Origin of the sequence: Alishewanella maricola, assembly GCF_016343785.1 — a bacterium.
GTDB classification, from domain to species: domain Bacteria; phylum Pseudomonadota; class Gammaproteobacteria; order Enterobacterales; family Alteromonadaceae; genus Alishewanella; species Alishewanella maricola.
Genome location: NZ_JAEINI020000004.1, coordinates 156051 through 172826 on the forward strand (window position 1 = coordinate 156051; position 16776 = coordinate 172826).

The following is a 16776-nucleotide window of genomic DNA, read 5'->3' on the forward strand; positions in this document are numbered from 1 at the left end:
AGTTAGATGTCGATCAGTAATCTAGCTGAATTAAAGCTGAATTCCTAGTTGCGTTTTTGAAATTAACCTTCAAAAAAAGCAGCTAAATGACGAACTTTTAGTTATATTGATGATGCATTAGACACAAGGACACGTTTTATGAATAACAAGTTAAACGCCAAAACTACTTTCTCCGCGCTTGTTGCGGTAACCTTGCTACTTAGCGGTTGCGCCCAAAATAGTACTCTGCCTCGTGCATCAGTGCAGAATTCAGTCACGACCTCTGTTGATAACTATCAGTATTTGATTGGTCCTGATGATTCTTTAACTATTTTCGTTTGGCGTAACCCAGAGCTTTCTGGCAATTTTATTGTTCGACCCGACGGTAAAATTTCTACCTCTTTAATTGAGGATGTAGAGGTTAGCGGTAAAACTCCTACGCAACTTGCGCGTGACATGGAGCTTATTTTAGCTAAGTACATTCGTGATCCAGTTGTTACAGTGTCAGTGAATAATTTTGTTGGGCCTTACAGCGAGCAAGTTCGCGTAATTGGCCAAGCACTCAATCCGCAAGCCGTTAACTATCGCCAGTACATGACATTGCTCGATGTAATGATTACGGTAGGTGGCTTAACAGAATTTGCAGATGGCAATAATGCTAAATTAGTGCGTACCACCAATGGTTCACAACGTACTTATAACATCCGCTTAGATGACTTAGTTCGTGAAGGTGAAATCTCCGCTAACGTAGATATCTTACCTGGTGACATCATTATTGTTCCTGAAGCATGGTTTTAATCGACAGCGCTGGGCTTTTACCCTTATCGCATCACGGAGTTTGTAGTACATGAAGGAGTTAAACCAGGCTATTGAGCAATTGTTAATTCAATTGCATGGTATTTGGATCCGTCGTAGATATGTCATTATTACAGCTTGGTTAATATGCCCTGCTGCATGGTTTGCCATTTATAAGATGCCACCGGTTTACCAAGCCGATGCGCGGGTCTATTTTGATACGCAATCTATTTTAGAACCGTTACTTCGTGGCCTCACGGTTAATCGTAATGCCGAGATGGAAGTGCAGGCCTTAGCTCGGTTAGTGCTAACACGGCCTAATCTTGAAAACGTTGCGCGTAAAACCGATTTAGGTAAAGTCGCTTTAAGCAGCAAAGACTTTGAAAAAGTTGTTGATGATTTGGAAAAAAGCATCAAGCTTACCGTGCAAGGCGGTCGGCGTGAAGTAAACATTTACACCGTTTCTTATGAAAATAGTGACCCGCAATTAGCGTTAAAAGTTGTTCAAGAAATGTTAAGTGTATTTATTGAAACACGTTTAGGCACTAACCGCTCTGATCAACTTTCTGCTGAGCGATTCATTACCGCGCAAATTGAGGAATATGAACGTCGTCTGATCGAAGCTGAACGAAAACGCTCCGAGTTTCGTCGTAATCAGATGACTATTCTGGAAGGGGGCGAGGCTAATTATTACAATAGAATTAGTCAAGCCGAAGCAGAGAAATCAAGTGCGGAACTTGAGATTCAGCAGTTACAGCAACGGATAATAAGCGCTAAGCGCGACATAAATGAATTAACCAGCCTAGGTGGTGAGGGGCGAGCGCCATCCACACAGTTTGATGCTCGAATTGCTGAAGTACGAAGTACGTTATCTACTTTGAAATTACGCTTTACTGAAAATCATCCCGATGTTGTTGAATTTACTCGTTTACTTGAGCAGTTAGAACAACAACGCAAAGATGAAATTGCTTTGTTAAAAGAAACCGGTGGTATGTCAGAAACTAACGCCGCTTTACTCATGCAAAGCCCGCTTTACCAAAGCTTGGTAACCAGCATTTCTAGTTTTGAGTCTGAAATTGTTTCTAAAAAAATCTTGATTAACAAGCTAGAGGAAACAATTCAAACGCTTAGAAATAGTCTGCACTTAATCCCACAAGTAGAAGCTGAATTTGCTGCGTTAAACCGAGATTATGATACTAACCGAGCGCAATATGAAACCTTACTCTCTCGTCGTGAGTCGGCAGAAATGGCACGTAAGGTAGACTCAACAGAGTCAGAAGGCCAGTTCCGTGTTATAGACCCCCCACGAGTGCCAATGCTACCTTCTGGTCCTAAACGCTTAGTATTTTATACTTTAGCTCTTTTTGCGGGCATAGGTGCTGGTGTGGGCATGGCATTTTTAAGAAACTTATTGTCACCGGTGTTAACCAGTGCTGCGCAATTAAGAAGCATTTCTGCCTTTCCGGTGTTTGGTGTGGTATCGCATACCAATAAAAAGCAAATTCAAAAAGTGAGCAGAACGCATTTGTTTTATTTTATTATGCTAAGCGGTATGTTGTTGATGGTATATATGGGCTTGATGGTGAACGAGTTACTATTTGGTAAGCCTGCAGCAATGTTGTTGAGGGTTATCCAATGAGTTTAATTGAAAAAGCAATACAGCAACAGCAAGCCAATCAACAAAACCAACCACAGGCAGCCTCTGTAGCAGATACTGTTACTGACGCTGCAACAACCGAAAAGGTACATAAAGAAAAGTCTGCTAAGCCACTAATAACTTTAGATCTTGACGGGCTGCGCCAAAAGAACTTTGTCAGTTTATCCGCAGAGCGGCGCTTGATTAATGAAGAATACCGCGTGATCAAGCGAAAAATTCTTAATAATGCGTTTGGGCAATTAAGTACTACATTGCATCATCCCAATCTAGTGTTAATTTCGAGTTCGCGGCCAGGCGAAGGTAAAACCTTCACTTCTATAAATTTGGCATTGAGTATGGCGTTAGAGCAAGATAAAACTATTTTGCTGGTTGATACCGATGTGCTGCGCCCGTCAGTTTCCAAAACGTTGAATTTAACTTTAGAGCATGGGCTTACTGATTATTTATTGTCGGATAGTTTAAGTGTGGAAGATATTATTTACTCAACCAATGTAGAACGTTTAAAAATTATTGGCGCAGGCCGACCGCATCATTTATCTACAGAGTTACTCGCCAGTGAAAAAATGCTGAAATTATCGAGAGAGTTTGCCGAGCGTTATCCTGATCGTCTGGTTATTTTTGATGCACCACCATTACTTGGTGTGAATGAAACTGCGGTGTTAGCGGCAATGTGTGGTCAAGCAATTATTGTAGTAGAAGAGAATCGGTCTAAAGTCTCTGAGATTGATCAAGCAGCTTCATTACTGCCAGAAAGTCTTGCTGTGGGTTTTGTTATCAACAAAGCCCACCGAAATCAGGGCAAAGGATATGGTTATGGCTATTATTACGGCGCGGAATAACAAGCAACAATTTCCTGTTAAAGCGAGTTTGCATTCGCTGTTGTTGCTACTGCCGATTGCATTATTGCCAACAGCGTTAAGCGCTGCTGAGACCAAGGTAACGCCGTTATTTAAAACGGCGTTACATAGTTATCAGATTGAAACTACCGAGTCGGATCAGACGGATGATGGTACGGCTTGGGAATTATCTCCAGGCTTAGTTTTTAACCGTCAGTCAGCCAATATGCAAACACAATTGGTTTGGCAACATGAATCCGTTGCTTATGAGGATGCCCAACGTGATGGCCGCAGTTATAACGAATTTCAATTTGCGAACCAAATTACCGCTTTAAACAAACGTTTATCTTGGCAGCTTAACGCGCAACAAAACTATTTAGTGAGAAATAGCCGTTTGGGTATTTTTTCTGACAAAATTACTGGTGCAGAGAATCTTAGTAAAGCGAATAGTTATGGCACTGAAGTTCGTTATAGTAATTCGCCCTCAGCTGTCTATCTCACTGATATTGCAGTGCAATATCGTAAATCTGAAGCAGCAACAAGTATTGTTGATGATAGTTTTACTAACTTTGATACCGATACCTATAATGCCAATTTAAGGTTAGGTACCAATAATCGCGGGCTAAATTTCTTTTGGTTATTTGAAGCAAGTTTACAAGAAACAGAGCGTGATTTAGGTAATAACATTTCAGGTAGTTTGTATAACATTGCTGTTGGTGTGCCTTTTGCTCCAAATTTTTCGTTTTTTGGTCGTATAGGGGCTGAAAGAGCGGATAATGGCTCAATTTACGATAATAGTTTTGACTATTTCGGCGGCGGCGTGGAATACCGTTTTGGCGCGAAGTCACGTATAAATTTAACGATGAACCGTAGCGACTCCAATGCTTTTGACCAAAAAACAGAAACAGACACCTATGTCGCGTCAGATTTCTTATTAGCGTTAAGCCGCAGAACCAGCTTAGAGGGTTCATTTGACCGCCGCTATTTTGGTCGAACTATGCGCTTAAGTGGTAAGTATGATTTGCGTTTCTTGTCGGTGAGATTAAGTGTTTCTGAAAATGTACGAACGCAAAATCTGTTCGATAATGAATTAGAAGATCTTGGTGTATTTGTTTGCCCTGATGGTGCATCAGACTTTAATGCTTGCTTTAAGCCTCCAACAAATCAATATGTGCCTGTTTTTGGTGAGTCGTTACAGCAGGTCAGTATTAACAACGCTGAATTGCGTCAAGAGCTGGTAAAAGTAAGAAGCGAAAGTATCAACATCGCTTACAGCAAAAATCGTTTAGCGTTGAATCTGCTTTTTTCAGACAGTGAAACCCAATATGTAGAAACAGGTGCGGCCAATACTAATCAAAGTGCCAGTGTGCAGGCAACTTGGTTACTTAACGAGCATAACAAACTGCTGTTTGATGTAACGCATTACAACACTAAGTACATAACTGAATTAAGAACAGATAAAAACTTGTCTGCCTCATTAAGTTATTTACGTACTATCAATACACATTCTACTGCAAGGCTAGCTTTTCGTAGGTTAGATCGTGATTCAAACCAGTCAGAATTTGATAATGCTGAGAATCGGGTTTGGTTAGAATATCAATATCGTTTCTAAGGTTAAACGTGTTGTATTTAAAATAAAAACGGCGCATTAAGCGCCGTTTTTATGTGTGTCGGTAGCTGTAGCTTATTTTGCTTGTTGCTGACGTTGCAGAATCAGTTCATCAAGCTCTTTTATTAACTTAAGTTTCTGCTCTAAAGACTCATCTAATAACTGCTGCACTGAAGCACTGCCAAGCGCGGCAGGCGAGGGTGATGTCGCTGCTGGCGCTTCGCTTTCACTTTTAATATTTTGTGGGCTGGCAGGTGCTTGGTGAGCAATTTCCTCGGAGATCTCATTAATCACGCTTTGTACATGCTCTGCACTAATCGTTTTATGTTGCTCCAGATAACCAAGCAATAACACGCGGTCCATCAGTAGGTTAATGCGCCTGGGAATACCGCGGCTGAACGTTTGCACAAGTGAGAAGCAGTCATCTTCTAACAGCGGGTGATTTAGGCCAGCCATATGTAAACGAAACTGTATGTATTCCTTGGTCTCTACCTCGATTAATGGCACCAAATTGCTTGAGGCAATGATTCTTTGCCGAAACTGTTCCATATTGGGTGCTTGAATAATGGGGTTAAGCTCGTTTTGCCCCAGTAAAAAGCTTTGCAAAAGTGGCTTACCGTCTATTTGAAAGTTCGATAGCATGCGCAGCTCTTCAATCGACTCTAAAGGTAAGTTCTGCGCCTCATCGACTAAAAGCAATGCGCGGCGATGTTGTGAATGCAGGCGTTTTAAGAATATGTAGATAGCATCGAGATAGCTGGCTTTGTTGTTTTCTTCAACTTTAAGATTAAACGAGCTGGCGATCATCCGAATAAGATCGTCAGGCTGTAGTTTTGAAGTTACGATTTGTCTGGCAACAATTTCATCTTGATTGAGCATAGATAGTAACTGACTGGCCAGCGTGGTTTTGCCAGTACCAACATCACCCGTGATAACAATAAAGCCTTCGCCTTGGGTTAAACCATACTGTAAATAAGCAAGCGCTTTTTTATGCAAACGGCTAGCAAAAAACCAATTGCTGTTATGCGTGAGTTGAAAAGGCCGCTCTGTAAATCCATAGTATGACTCGTACATCGTTAATCCTTCCAGAAGCTCTTCATCGGTAAACAAAGCGTAGTGTATACAAAATTCAAGGCTAACACTAAACAAAAGCGTGTTAATGGTTTAAACATGATTAAGGTTGGTGATAGTTTAAAATTTACTCGAACAATCGGGCTGTTATAAAAAACTGTTGACACTTTTGAGGCACCACCCTAGAATGCGCCCCGTGTTCGACGATAAGCTTAGTTTAGAGTTGGCACAGAAAAGTGTGGGGCTATAGCTCAGCTGGGAGAGCGCTTGCATGGCATGCAAGAGGTCAGCGGTTCGATCCCGCTTAGCTCCACCAAAAATTTTATTGCGTCCCCTTCGTCTAGAGGCCTAGGACACCGCCCTTTCACGGCGGTAACAGGGGTTCGAATCCCCTAGGGGACGCCACTAAATTTTACACTTTTCAGACTGTTACAGCGTCCCCTTCGTCTAGAGGCCTAGGACACCGCCCTTTCACGGCGGTAACAGGGGTTCGAATCCCCTAGGGGACGCCAATTCAGTCACGCTTTTCACTGTTATGTCCCCTTCGTCTAGAGGCCTAGGACACCGCCCTTTCACGGCGGTAACAGGGGTTCGAATCCCCTAGGGGACGCCATTAATTCATTATTTTTAATGGTTACCATCCCAGACTCGATTCTATTATATTCGGGGCTATAGCTCAGCTGGGAGAGCGCTTGCATGGCATGCAAGAGGTCAGCGGTTCGATCCCGCTTAGCTCCACCAATTTCCAGTGCGTCCCCTTCGTCTAGAGGCCTAGGACACCGCCCTTTCACGGCGGTAACAGGGGTTCGAATCCCCTAGGGGACGCCAATTTCAAACTAATTCCTACGCATTTTAATTGTTTCCACGCCGTGATGGCGGTGTGGACACCGCGCTATTGTCTTTGCACGGCGGTAACAGGGGGTCGAATCCCCTAGGGGACGCCATCCTCACTTTAAAATCAAATAAATATCATATTCTGTTGCCGTGAATGGCGGTGCGGACACCGCGCTATTGTCTTGGCACGGCGGTAACAGGGGTTCGAATCCCCTAGGGGACGCCAATTTCAAACTAATTCCTACGCATTTTAATTGTTTCCACGCCGTGATGGCGGTGTGGACACCGTGCTATTGTCTTTGCACGGCGGTAACAGGGGTTCGAATCCCCTAGGGGACGCCATCTTTGTTTACTTTTTAAAACTCAAAACTCCTACTCGCCGTGATGGCGGTGCGGACACCGCGCTATTGTCTTGGCACGGCGGAAGCAGAGGGGCGAATCCCCTAGGGGACGCCATCTTTGTTTACTCTTTAAAAATCAAAACTCCTACTCGCCGTGATGGCGGTGCGGACACCGCGCTATTGTCTTGGTACAGCGGAAGCCGGGGAGCGAATCCCCTAGGGGAAGTCATCTTTATTCATCCTTCAAAACTCACAACTCACAACTCAAAAATCCGGTTGTTAAAGACTAATATATTGTTCCTTTTTTCTATCGTGAACATTTCGCATTTATTGCTGAAAATATGCTAATCTGCAGCGCAATTTACGTATCTGATTCTTAGTGTTAGCGGCTTTAGAGGTTATAAAATGCGAGTGGTTAAAAAGCTGGTTAGGGCTTTAATCAAAACCATAGCAATTGTGGCATTGTTGCTAATACTGTTGTTTTGGTTGTTTACTTTGCCGGGGCAAGTTGAGCAACGCAACCTAGCCAGTAACGATGTGGTGTCTTCGCAAAACTTGCTCTCTTCAAGCATTCGTCAATTAAAAAGCGATTCGGCTGATTTAACGATAACACTGACCCAAGCCAATTTAGATGCCATGTTTAATGTCGCGAGTCACACGCTAAAACCCTTCGTTTTTCACGGCTCTATTTTTGACTCCGGTGTAGTGGTGCATTTGGTGTATGCCTTGCCAGGTATCTTTAGCGAAAGATTAATTCCGCTGACCTGTTTTTTTAATGAGACAACGCAGGGTTTTAGAGTTGAAGATTGTAAATTAGGACGCGTTACCATTCCTAGTCGGTTTGCTCATTTCTTATTTGAATCCAGTATTCACGCGCTGCTTGATTCCCCCTCAGATCAACAAATTTTGCAATTAATCAGCATGGGGCAAGTAGCAAACCAGCAAGTTTCTTTTAGCCGTAAGCCATCGCAACCCATTAACGTTGAGTTAAATCCTAAGCTTTATGCTGAACAAGGCCTGCAATCTTCTTTATTCAGTGCCAACAAAAATCCGGCGCCAGATATTCAGGTGTATCTCGACGAGCTATCTCGGCTTTACCAGAGTAATCAGAATGAGCGTCGCTTAGCATTTTATATGCAGCACCTTTTTAAGTTTGCCTTGCATCGTGCCGACAACGCTGACTTAGAGCAGCAATATATCAGTGCGCTTTGGGCTTTAGCGGTGGGGTTGGGTAACAAACGCTTTGCACGTTATGCCAATACCAGCTTGACGCCAGATCAGGTACCTCAACTGCCGAGAGTGACGTTATCTGGTCGTGGAGATTTGCCCCTGCACTTTTTGTACTCAGCCGTATTTAAAAACTTGGGAAATGCCTTTTTAGCCGAACAAATTGGCTCTTTAAAAGAAATCAACGATGCAGGACGAGGTGGTAGTGGTTTTAGCTTTATTGATATGGCCGCAAATAAAGCGGGTATCAACTTAGTGCAACAGTTGGTTAATATTGATCCGCAGCAGGTTCGACAACTTTCTACTGAACAGTTTGAACAGGCATTTTTTCCATCGATTAGTGAGTTACCAGAAGGGCTTAGTGAAGAGGCCTTTATAAATCAATTCGGTAGTTTAACCGATAGCCGATATATTGAATTAGATAACATCATTGAACAGCGTTTGGCAAAGTTAACGCTGTTCAAAATGTCTGAAAACTAAGGCTTAGTTTTGTAGTAAACCGTTTAAGGCGTGGGTGTTAACTCGATTGTACTTTCTAGTTCTGCCAGCAGGGGCAGCATAATATCTCTTATCAACGGCTGTGCTTCAGCCGTCGGGTGAATACCATCCTGCATCATCAGTTCAGGTTTAATCGCAATCTCATCCATAAAGAACGGCCATAGCGGGATCTGATGTTGCTCGGCGAGTGCAGGGTAGATCGCGGTGAAGCGCTCAACGTAACGTGGTCCGTAGTTGGGTGGAATGCGTATTTGCATAAGTATCGGTTGGGCATTATGCTGCTTGGCTGTGATAATAATTTGTTGCAATTGATCTTCGATAAGCTGTGGCGTAAAACCCCGTAAGCCATCGTTACCGCCAAGTTCAATTAACACCCAAGTGGGTTGATGTTCTTTCAGAAGTGCAGGCAAACGGGCGAGGGCGCCACCAGTGGTTTCGCCGCTGATGCTGGCGTTAATTAGCGTGAGCTCGGTTTTTTCGGCCAGTAAGGCGGGCCAGCCTTGCGATTCTTGTAAGCCATAAGCCGCACTTAAGCTATCGCCAAGGATCATGAACTTTTGGGCCAGAGCGTTCTGGCTAATAATAAACAATACAAAACATAAGATGATGCGCATGACTAAACTACCTGAAATTCATATTAAAGCGGTTAACCTAGCTAAACGGGTGAATGTTAGCGAAGGATCACTGACTATCCTGCATGATATTAGTTTGACAATCAATCAAGGCGAGACTGTCGCCATTGTTGGTGCGTCTGGTTCAGGCAAATCGACCTTATTGAGTTTATTGGCCGGCTTAGATGTGCCCAGTGCCGGTGAAGTGTTTTTAACCGGGCAACCGTTACATCGCTTATCTGAAGATGACCGTGCCGGGATCCGCGCGGCGCATGTGGGGTTTGTGTTTCAATCGTTCTTATTGCTACCCAGTTTAACCGCTATTGAAAATATTACTTTACCCGCCGAGCTAGCCGGGGATAAGCAGGCAAGGCAACGCGCGTTAACCCTGTTAAAGCAGGTTGGCTTACAAGATCGTGCAGATTTTTATCCAGCGCAGCTATCGGGTGGTGAACAGCAACGCGTGGCGATTGCCCGCGCCTTTATTACGCAGCCGGCTATTTTATTTGCCGATGAACCTTCCGCCAATTTAGATGCCACGACCGGCCAGCGTATTGAAGATTTATTGTTTGAATTAAACCAGCAACAAGGCACCACCTTGGTGTTAGTTACGCACAATGCAGAACTTGCTGCACGTTGTCAGCGCCAGTTAAAAATGCAAGCCGGGCGTTTTGTCGAAACAGAGGAGCCTGCTCATGTGGGCTAGTATTGCCTGGCGCTTATTTTGGCGTGAATTAAAACGTGGTGAGTTATGGGTTATTGCTTTTGCATTGTTTTTAGCCGTTTTCTCCGTAGTAAGCCTCAGTGGTATTACCCAAACGGTGCGGGTGGCGCTGGAGCAGCGCAGTGCGCAATTTATTGCTGCGGATCGCGTTTTGGGCTCGAGTCAGCCATTTAATCCAGAAATTATTAGCCTAGCCCAGCAGCAAACGCTGCAAGTGGCGCAGCAAATGCAGTTCGATTCCATGCTGTTTAGTGAACAACAAATGCAATTGGCGACAATCAAAGCTGTCGACACGGCTTACCCGCTAAGGGGCGAGTTGATACTGCATAAATCAAATAACGTGCTTAGTGGTGAATTAGGCAGTTTAACGCCCGGGCAAATTTGGGTTGAACCGCGTTTACTGGGATTACTTGAGGTGTCTGTTGGTGATGACATTGAATTAGGCAGCAGCCGCTTACAAATTGCTGGGGTTATTGTTAATGAACCGGATGCGCCTTTAAGTGTGTTTGGCGGCTCGCCGCGTGTCATTATGCATATTGACGATGTGGCGGCGACCGGTATTGTGCAGCCGGGCAGTCGTATTAGTTACCGTTATTTATTTGCCGGTGGTAATGCTGAATTAGACCGTTTTGCTACTGAGGTAACGCCCTTAATGTCGGTGCACGAGCGTTGGCGCAATCGTGATCGGCAAACAGCTGTGGGTGGCGCCTTAGAGCGGGCTGAGCGCTTTTTATTATTAGCCGGTTTGTTAGGTATCGTGTTAGCCGCCTGTGCTGCTGCAGTAGCCGCAAGCCGCTATAGTCAGCGCCACGCTCAAGCCGTGGCTATTATCAAAGCCCTCGGCGCAACCACCGCGCAGGTGCGGCAAATTTATTGTAGTCATTTACTGCTAGTGGTGCTATTTAGCCTTGGCTTAGGTTTATTGCTGGGGCAGTTAACTTTGCTTGGGGTCGAGTCGGCCATTGTGTTGTATGTTGGCGATTTTCGACCTGAATTTAGTTTGCGGCCAATATCGCTGGGTAGCCTAACCTGTATTTTATGTGCCTTACTGTTTGCCGCTCGGCCTTTATGGCAACTCACCATCACCCCAGCGATCCAAGTACTAAAACAACCAGTGCAGCAGCTGGTGTTTGATCGTTGGCAATTTATCACCGGCGCCGTCGCGGTATTCGGTTTAATGTGGCTATTTTCAGGTGAATGGTTAATTAGCATCGGCTTGTTTTTAGTTTGTGGGGTGTTCGTCGGTACGCTATTAGGAATCGCAGCCTTAATGGTGAAAGCCGCTAAACCGGTAGCCGCGGGCCAAAGCAGTGCTGGCAAGCTGGCACTGGCCAATTTACGCCGCAGGTTATGGGCGAATAGCTTTCAGTTAATTACTTTTTCTTTAGCCTTGTTCTTGGCGTTGTTGCTGTATTTTGTGCGCGCCGAATTAATTGGACAGTGGCAACAGCAGATCCCAGAAGGTGCTCCCAATCACTTTCTGGTGAATGTCAGCGAAGCGCAGCGTAGCCAATTAGCAGACTTTGCCAAAGCGCATCAACTGCAATCTGAGCCGTTTTATCCGGTGGTGCGGGGGCGTTTAGTGCAAGTGAACCAAGAGCAAATGCGCGATGAAGCCACAAAAGAAGATCGCACTGAACAACGCACGGGGGTTGGGCGAGAGTTAAACCTAACGTGGCTATCCACCCTACCTACAGCCAATAAAATCTTAAGTGGTAACTGGTTTTCAACTGAAAGTCGCGGTGAGGTGTCGGTAGAGCAAGAACTCGCTGAGCGCTTAGGTTTGAAATTAGATGACCAGGTGCAGTTTTCTATTGGCGGGCAAATGGTCTCGGCAAAGATCAGCAGCATTCGGCAGGTAGATTGGAACAGCTTGCAGCCAAATTTCTACATGATTTTAAGCCCTGATTTGTTAGCAGGTTTTCCGGCGAGCTACATCACGGCGTTTTATATCGAGCCGGATCGCTATCAGCTCGTTAATCAGTTAGCGCGTTTGATGCCCACGGTCACCGTATTAAGTGTCGAGGCGATAATCAAACAGGTGCAAGACATTATTGCGCAAGTCACCGTCGCACTTAGCTTTATATTACTGATAATTATCTTGGCTTCGGCGTTGGTACTGGTAGCACAAGTGCAAGCAACCCTAGAGCAACGCGAGCAAGAGTTAGCCATATTGCGTACCCTTGGCGCGCGTTATGCTTTTTTACGCAATGCGTTGATCTTAGAGTTTACCTTTTTGGGGGCGTTAGCGGGTTTGTTTGCCACGGTGCTGGCAGAAGTGTTGTTATTAACCCTGCAACAGCGCTTGTTTGAATTACCCTTTAGCTTTCATTACGCGCTGTGGTGGATGGGGCCGCTCAGTGGTGCGCTGCTAGTGTCTGCTTTGGGCTGGTGGCAGTTACGTCGCTTATTGCAAGTGCCAGGTGCGGTATTGATCCGCCGAGTGCTACAAGGATAATGGCTGGGTAAGCCAACAAAAACTGCTAAAACTAAAAACCCCTAATAATCTGTTAGGGGTTTTTGTTTTTTGGCTTTTTGCTTTGACGTCACAATGTTAATGCGGCTAATGCCTGCGATAGCTGCGGATAGCGGAACGTAAAACCGGCTTTTAGTAGTTTTTGCGGCACCACGCGTTGCCCGTATAGCAAAATGTCGGCCATTTCACCAAACAACAAGCTGGCCATAAACGCCGGCATCGGTAATACCGCAGGGCGTTTTATACGTTTTGCTAATTCAGCGGTAAACACCTTATTGGTTACTGGGCGCGGTGCTACGGCATTTACCGGGCCGCTTATATCGTCGTGTTGCATAATAAAGTTTATAAGATTAACCATATCGTCTAAATGGATCCACGACATATACTGCGTGCCATCACCCATGACCCCGCCTAATGCCAGCTTAAAGGGCGGCAGCATCTTGGCTAGTGCGCCGCCGTCTTCGGCTAACACGATGCCTGTACGTAACAACGCTACGCGGGTTTTATCACTACTGGCTTGCATCGCCAAGTTTTCCCATTTCGCGCAAATATCGTGGGTAAATTCAGGGAAAAAAGCATCGTATTCTTCGGTGATCTCAGTGTTGCCCTGCCGGCCATAATAACCCGTAGCAGAGCCACTGATCAGCAATTTTGGAGGCGTTGAAGCTTGACTGATCAGTTTGCTAAGTGCTTCAGTAAGCTGCCAACGGCTTTGGCAAATAAGGTTTTTTTGTTTTTCGCTCCAGCGGCGCTTCGCAATGGGCTCACCCGCTAAGTTCACCACCACATCAATGGTATTAAAATCCACTTCTGAAAGGGCATTAATATAGTGAATGTTACTGTTAGCACTTTTACGGCCGGTACGGCTGAGGATCAGCAGTTTATGCTCAGCTTGCCAAAGTCGTACTAAAGCACTGCCGATTAAGCCGGTGCCGCCCGTAATGAGGATCTGCATATCAGTTATCCTTACTTACGTTGTTGTTACAAACAGTTGTAACACATCAACCTTAATTGAAGTATAGCGGGTTATTTGTTAACCGATAAGGTTAGCGAAACAGAATCGGCAAAACGCAGGGCGTGCGGTTTGTCGATTTCCACTTCAGCGTAGCTAACAGAGGCATGCGCACTGGCTAAAGCAAGGACGTCAGAGGTGAGTTTTTCTAATAAACCAAAGCGATTGTTTTCAACCAGGGCAATAATTTGTTTAGTGATGGTGCGATAATTTAGCGCGTTAGCCATGTCATCGGTTTGTGCGGCTGTTTCAGCGCGATAAACAATTTTAGCGTTTATGACCACGTCTTGTTTGTTCGCAATCTCATCTTCGTTAATGCCGATGTAAGTGCGTAAGCGCAGGTTTTTGATTCTAATTGTTGCCGGATTAAGATCCATAATAATACCCTTAATTAATTTTAACTGCTTACGCTACGCTAACGCGCTGCGATCAATCAGTACAGTAATTTGTTTAGGTATTTAGGCATCGTCATTAAATACAAGGGTAAAACAGGCACCGCCTAACTCACTGTCGCTAATGGTAATGTTGCCTGAGTATGAGTTTACCAGCTCAGAGACGATAGATAAGCCGACGCCATGGCCTTCGACATAGGTGTCGAGTCGTGTGCCACGTTGAAACAGTTCTTGGCGATTTTTTTTCGCAATGCCAGGGCCATCATCTTCGACGATAATTGAAAAGGGGTGTTGGCCGATAGTTACGCGCACTTGATGACGGCTGGCTTTACAGGCGTTATCCAGTAAGTTGCCCAATACTTCCATTAAATCGGTTTCATCACCACGGAAAAAGGCCTCTTCGCTACACACTAGCTCAATTTCACAATCTTTATCACGGTAAATTTTTTGTAGGGCGTTAATTAGCTTTTCTAGTAGCGGTAAGATCAGCGTTTCTTTTTTCCAAATATCCTGACCTGAGCTGCTGGCTTTTTTTAGCTGATGCTCGATCATCGCTGTAATGCGGTCAATTTGTTCTTTTAGTTCAGGCTGCTGAGCTAAAGGGGAGGTTCTTAGCACGGCTACCGGGGTTTTTAAGGCATGTGCTAAGTCACTTAAATGATTACGATAGCGCAGCTTTTGGCGGTTTTGACTGGCTAACAATAAATTAAGATCTTCTTTAATAACATTTAGCTCAGACGGATAATTGCCCATTAAGTGATCTTGTTTACCGCGTTCAAGTTGTCTGATTTCATGGTCTAAGCGGGTTAATGGTTTAGTCGTCCAGTAATAAGCCAGAATGCTAAGCAGTAATAAACCTAGTGCAATACCAATAAACCAACGTAATAGCGTTGAGCGGAAACTTTTGTGTGGTGCAAGTAACAATTCTGCGGTTTGCACCACATGAATGGCGAGCGGGCGAGCGCTTTCACCAGAATCAAACAAAAAAGCGATACTGAGAATTTGAAATTGGCTGTCTTGCTGTTGTTCAGCATAAAAAATATGCTGCCCTGGCACTAAGGTAATGTCTGGCACACGAAAGCTTTGATTAAGCGAAGAGTCGGATTGCCATAAAAGCTGTTTACCGTCGGTAACATAAGCACTTAAACCCGAGTCTGGCCGATAGAAGTCTGGGGCCAGCGAGTTGTTGGTTAATTCTATTTTGTTATTAACCAAGTTAAGCTCAGACAAAATGGCGTACATATGTACTTCCATTTTTTGTTCCGCATTGGTTAATAGCTGCGTGTGAAAGGCTTGCTCAATAGCCAAAAAAGAGCTGGGCAGCAGCAATACTAATAATACTGCGCTTACCAGCCCTTGACGGAGCTTAAGAGGGATAACTCTCATTTACTCACTTGTAAATTAAAGCGGTAACCCCGACCACGCAGTGTTTCGATCGGTTTTAACTCAGCATCGGGGTCGAGTTTTTTACGTAACCGCAGTACAAACACTTCAATAACATTACTGTCTAAATCAAAGTCTTGATCGTAGATGTGCTCGGTTAGTTCAGTTTTAGAGATCACCTTACCTGGGTTGAGCATAAAGTACTCTAGCACTTTATATTCATAGGCGGTTAAACTCACTTCGTCTTCACCCAGCCACACCTGTTGTGTGCGGCTATTTAAAGAAATTGGGCCCGAGCTCAGGGTGGGATCCGGTTGACCAGCTGCGCGGCGGATCAGTGCGTTACAACGGGCTAATAACTCTTCATTGTGAAAGGGTTTCGTTAAATAATCATCAGCACCAGCATCTAAACCTTCCACCTTTTCTTGCCAGCTGCCGCGCGCTGTTAAAATGATGATGGGGGTTTTTAATTCTTGTTTACGCGCTTTGCGGATCACCGATAAGCCGTCTAACTTGGGTAAACCCAAATCAATAATGGCCAGATCATAAGGATATTCGGATAATTTAAACCAACCTTCGGCACCATCTACCGCCAGATCAACGCTAAATTGTTGTTGTAGCAGGTCGTTCTTAATTTGCTCGGCTAATAATTTTTCATCTTCGATGACTAAAACTCGCATGCTTAATCTTCCCTTTTAACACGGCCGCTGCGGCCATCGACAATAACATTAACAACTCGACCATCATCTTGCATCACGCGCACACGATATTGTCGAGATTCTGCTCTAACTTTGAGGATACGGCCAGGAAAACGTTGTTTTGCGAGTTGCGCTGCAGTTTCTTTCGTAATGTCTTTTGTGGGTAATACAGTGGGTTGTTTTGCAGGTTCTTTGTTATCACTCAACAACATAGCGCTATCGTTTGCTTGCAAGGGCGCAACAAGCACCAGCAGCAAACTGCAACTAAGTAAAATCGTGAGTATTTTTGTCATATTATTCAACCCCCTAGACAGTGTGGAACACCGCTACGACTGGTAAGGTGTGTTAACTACAGGCCTTGTTTAAACTGTAGAAGCCACAAAGTAATACGCTGTGATTGGCATAAGCTAACCGCTGATTTATGTCTAACTTCATAATCTGTTTGTGTATTCTTGCTAATGTACTGAAATATTCTAGTGGCGGCAATCAGCAATGTGCGAAGAATAGGCGTTGATGGCTTAATTCAACCTGAATGTGAATGTAGCTATTTAATTAAATTTTTTAAAATAAAGTTGCAAAATATTTTTCTGCGTCTAGATTTAATGCGGTCGGTAATTTTGCTTGCGATGTCCG

General features: G+C 44.5%; 14 protein-coding genes and 6 tRNA genes. 13 read left to right on the plus strand and 7 right to left on the minus strand.

The window, feature by feature from the left end; genetic code table 11:
* The first annotated feature begins 138 nt into the window (after positions 1-138).
* The 4 genes from JAO78_RS07850 to JAO78_RS07865 are packed head-to-tail and all read left to right on the plus strand — an operon-like array spanning position 139 to position 4879.
* Positions 139-777 carry an XrtA/PEP-CTERM system exopolysaccharide export protein gene (locus JAO78_RS07850; RefSeq protein WP_226750826.1) on the plus strand — a complete coding sequence of 213 codons (639 nt, stop codon included), beginning with the start codon at positions 139-141 and terminating at the stop codon, positions 775-777.
* Between the two features lie 49 nt (positions 778-826).
* The gene (locus JAO78_RS07855; protein ID WP_226750827.1) at positions 827-2413 is read left to right on the plus strand and encodes an XrtA system polysaccharide chain length determinant; all 1587 of its coding nucleotides are present in this window, start codon (positions 827-829) and stop codon (positions 2411-2413) included.
* Entirely contained in the window at positions 2410-3270 is an 861-nt protein-coding gene (locus tag JAO78_RS07860) for an XrtA-associated tyrosine autokinase (protein ID WP_226750828.1), read from the plus strand. The genes JAO78_RS07855 and JAO78_RS07860 overlap by 4 nt, the downstream gene beginning before the upstream one ends.
* Positions 3245-4879 (plus strand): porin family protein, encoded by a 1635-nt coding sequence (locus JAO78_RS07865; protein WP_226750829.1) that lies wholly within the window; start codon positions 3245-3247, stop codon positions 4877-4879. Before JAO78_RS07860 ends, JAO78_RS07865 begins: the two co-directional genes overlap by 26 nt.
* Before the next feature lie 72 nt (positions 4880-4951).
* Here JAO78_RS07865 and JAO78_RS07870 read toward each other — a convergent pair whose 3' ends face one another.
* A complete protein-coding gene (locus JAO78_RS07870; RefSeq protein WP_226750830.1) occupies positions 4952-5950 on the minus strand; it encodes an ExeA family protein in 999 nt (332 codons plus the stop codon).
* A 237-nt stretch (positions 5951-6187) separates the two neighbouring features.
* Between JAO78_RS07870 and JAO78_RS07875 the strand changes: the two genes are divergently transcribed.
* The 7 genes from JAO78_RS07875 to JAO78_RS07905 all read left to right on the plus strand — a co-directional run bounded on the left by JAO78_RS07875 (position 6188) and on the right by JAO78_RS07905 (position 8829).
* A tRNA-Ala gene (locus JAO78_RS07875) sits at positions 6188-6263 on the plus strand.
* Between the two features lie 13 nt (positions 6264-6276).
* Positions 6277-6352 (plus strand) — tRNA-Glu (locus JAO78_RS07880).
* 31 nt (positions 6353-6383) lie between these two features.
* Positions 6384-6459, plus strand: a tRNA-Glu gene (locus tag JAO78_RS07885).
* Positions 6460-6484: 25 nt separating this feature from the next.
* A tRNA-Glu gene (locus JAO78_RS07890) sits at positions 6485-6560 on the plus strand.
* A 52-nt stretch (positions 6561-6612) separates the two neighbouring features.
* A tRNA-Ala gene (locus JAO78_RS07895) sits at positions 6613-6688 on the plus strand.
* A gap of 11 nt (positions 6689-6699) precedes the next feature.
* Positions 6700-6775: transfer RNA gene (locus JAO78_RS07900), tRNA-Glu, on the plus strand.
* 752 nt (positions 6776-7527) lie between these two features.
* Positions 7528-8829 carry a hypothetical protein gene (locus JAO78_RS07905; RefSeq protein WP_226750831.1) on the plus strand — a complete coding sequence of 434 codons (1302 nt, stop codon included), beginning with the start codon at positions 7528-7530 and terminating at the stop codon, positions 8827-8829.
* Between the two features lie 23 nt (positions 8830-8852).
* Here JAO78_RS07905 and JAO78_RS07910 read toward each other — a convergent pair whose 3' ends face one another.
* Positions 8853-9461 (minus strand): arylesterase, encoded by a 609-nt coding sequence (locus tag JAO78_RS07910; RefSeq protein ID WP_226750832.1) that lies wholly within the window; start codon positions 9459-9461, stop codon positions 8853-8855.
* Between JAO78_RS07910 and JAO78_RS07915 the strand changes: the two genes are divergently transcribed.
* Positions 9460-10164, plus strand: a complete 705-nt coding sequence (locus tag JAO78_RS07915) for an ABC transporter ATP-binding protein (RefSeq protein WP_226750833.1) — start codon at positions 9460-9462, stop codon at positions 10162-10164. The two genes, JAO78_RS07910 and JAO78_RS07915, sit on opposite strands and share 2 nt — an antisense overlap.
* Complete coding sequence (locus JAO78_RS07920) at positions 10154-12640, plus strand: ABC transporter permease (RefSeq protein WP_226750834.1); 2487 nt, start codon at positions 10154-10156, stop codon at positions 12638-12640. Before JAO78_RS07915 ends, JAO78_RS07920 begins: the two co-directional genes overlap by 11 nt.
* Positions 12641-12728: 88 nt before the next feature.
* Here JAO78_RS07920 and JAO78_RS07925 read toward each other — a convergent pair whose 3' ends face one another.
* From JAO78_RS07925 to JAO78_RS07945, 5 genes are all read right to left on the minus strand, one after another.
* Complete coding sequence (locus tag JAO78_RS07925; RefSeq protein ID WP_226750835.1) at positions 12729-13613, minus strand: TIGR01777 family oxidoreductase; 885 nt, start codon at positions 13611-13613, stop codon at positions 12729-12731.
* A gap of 71 nt (positions 13614-13684) precedes the next feature.
* Positions 13685-14047: a dihydroneopterin triphosphate 2'-epimerase gene (gene folX, locus JAO78_RS07930; RefSeq protein ID WP_226750836.1), complete on the minus strand. Its 363-nt coding sequence runs from the start codon at positions 14045-14047 to the stop codon at positions 13685-13687.
* Between the two features lie 81 nt (positions 14048-14128).
* Entirely contained in the window at positions 14129-15448 is a 1320-nt protein-coding gene (locus JAO78_RS07935; RefSeq protein WP_226750837.1) for an ATP-binding protein, read from the minus strand.
* Positions 15445-16125, minus strand: coding sequence for a response regulator transcription factor (locus JAO78_RS07940; protein ID WP_226750838.1), 681 nt, complete (start codon positions 16123-16125; stop codon positions 15445-15447). The genes JAO78_RS07935 and JAO78_RS07940 overlap by 4 nt, the downstream gene beginning before the upstream one ends.
* Before the next feature lie 2 nt (positions 16126-16127).
* Positions 16128-16436, minus strand: coding sequence for a PepSY domain-containing protein (locus JAO78_RS07945; RefSeq protein WP_226750839.1), 309 nt, complete (start codon positions 16434-16436; stop codon positions 16128-16130).
* Positions 16437-16776: the final 340 nt, after the last annotated feature.

Excerpts from the sequence above, each read along its gene's own strand:
- JAO78_RS07865 (WP_226750829.1), top strand. The coding sequence starts at position 3,245 with ATGGCTATTATTACGGCGCGGAATAACAAGCAACAATTTCCTGTTAAA.
- JAO78_RS07905 (WP_226750831.1), top strand. The coding sequence starts at position 7,528 with ATGCGAGTGGTTAAAAAGCTGGTTAGGGCTTTAATCAAAACCATAGCA.
- JAO78_RS07850 (WP_226750826.1), top strand. The coding sequence starts at position 139 with ATGAATAACAAGTTAAACGCCAAAACTACTTTCTCCGCGCTTGTTGCG.
- JAO78_RS07915 (WP_226750833.1), top strand. The coding sequence starts at position 9,460 with ATGACTAAACTACCTGAAATTCATATTAAAGCGGTTAACCTAGCTAAA.
- JAO78_RS07945 (WP_226750839.1), bottom strand. The coding sequence starts at position 16,436 with ATGACAAAAATACTCACGATTTTACTTAGTTGCAGTTTGCTGCTGGTG.
- JAO78_RS07860 (WP_226750828.1), top strand. The coding sequence starts at position 2,410 with ATGAGTTTAATTGAAAAAGCAATACAGCAACAGCAAGCCAATCAACAA.
- JAO78_RS07870 (WP_226750830.1), bottom strand. The coding sequence starts at position 5,950 with ATGTACGAGTCATACTATGGATTTACAGAGCGGCCTTTTCAACTCACG.
- JAO78_RS07940 (WP_226750838.1), bottom strand. The coding sequence starts at position 16,125 with ATGCGAGTTTTAGTCATCGAAGATGAAAAATTATTAGCCGAGCAAATT.
- JAO78_RS07925 (WP_226750835.1), bottom strand. The coding sequence starts at position 13,613 with ATGCAGATCCTCATTACGGGCGGCACCGGCTTAATCGGCAGTGCTTTA.
- JAO78_RS07935 (WP_226750837.1), bottom strand. The coding sequence starts at position 15,448 with ATGAGAGTTATCCCTCTTAAGCTCCGTCAAGGGCTGGTAAGCGCAGTA.
- folX (WP_226750836.1), bottom strand. The coding sequence starts at position 14,047 with ATGGATCTTAATCCGGCAACAATTAGAATCAAAAACCTGCGCTTACGC.
- JAO78_RS07855 (WP_226750827.1), top strand. The coding sequence starts at position 827 with ATGAAGGAGTTAAACCAGGCTATTGAGCAATTGTTAATTCAATTGCAT.
- JAO78_RS07920 (WP_226750834.1), top strand. The coding sequence starts at position 10,154 with ATGTGGGCTAGTATTGCCTGGCGCTTATTTTGGCGTGAATTAAAACGT.
- JAO78_RS07910 (WP_226750832.1), bottom strand. The coding sequence starts at position 9,461 with ATGCGCATCATCTTATGTTTTGTATTGTTTATTATTAGCCAGAACGCT.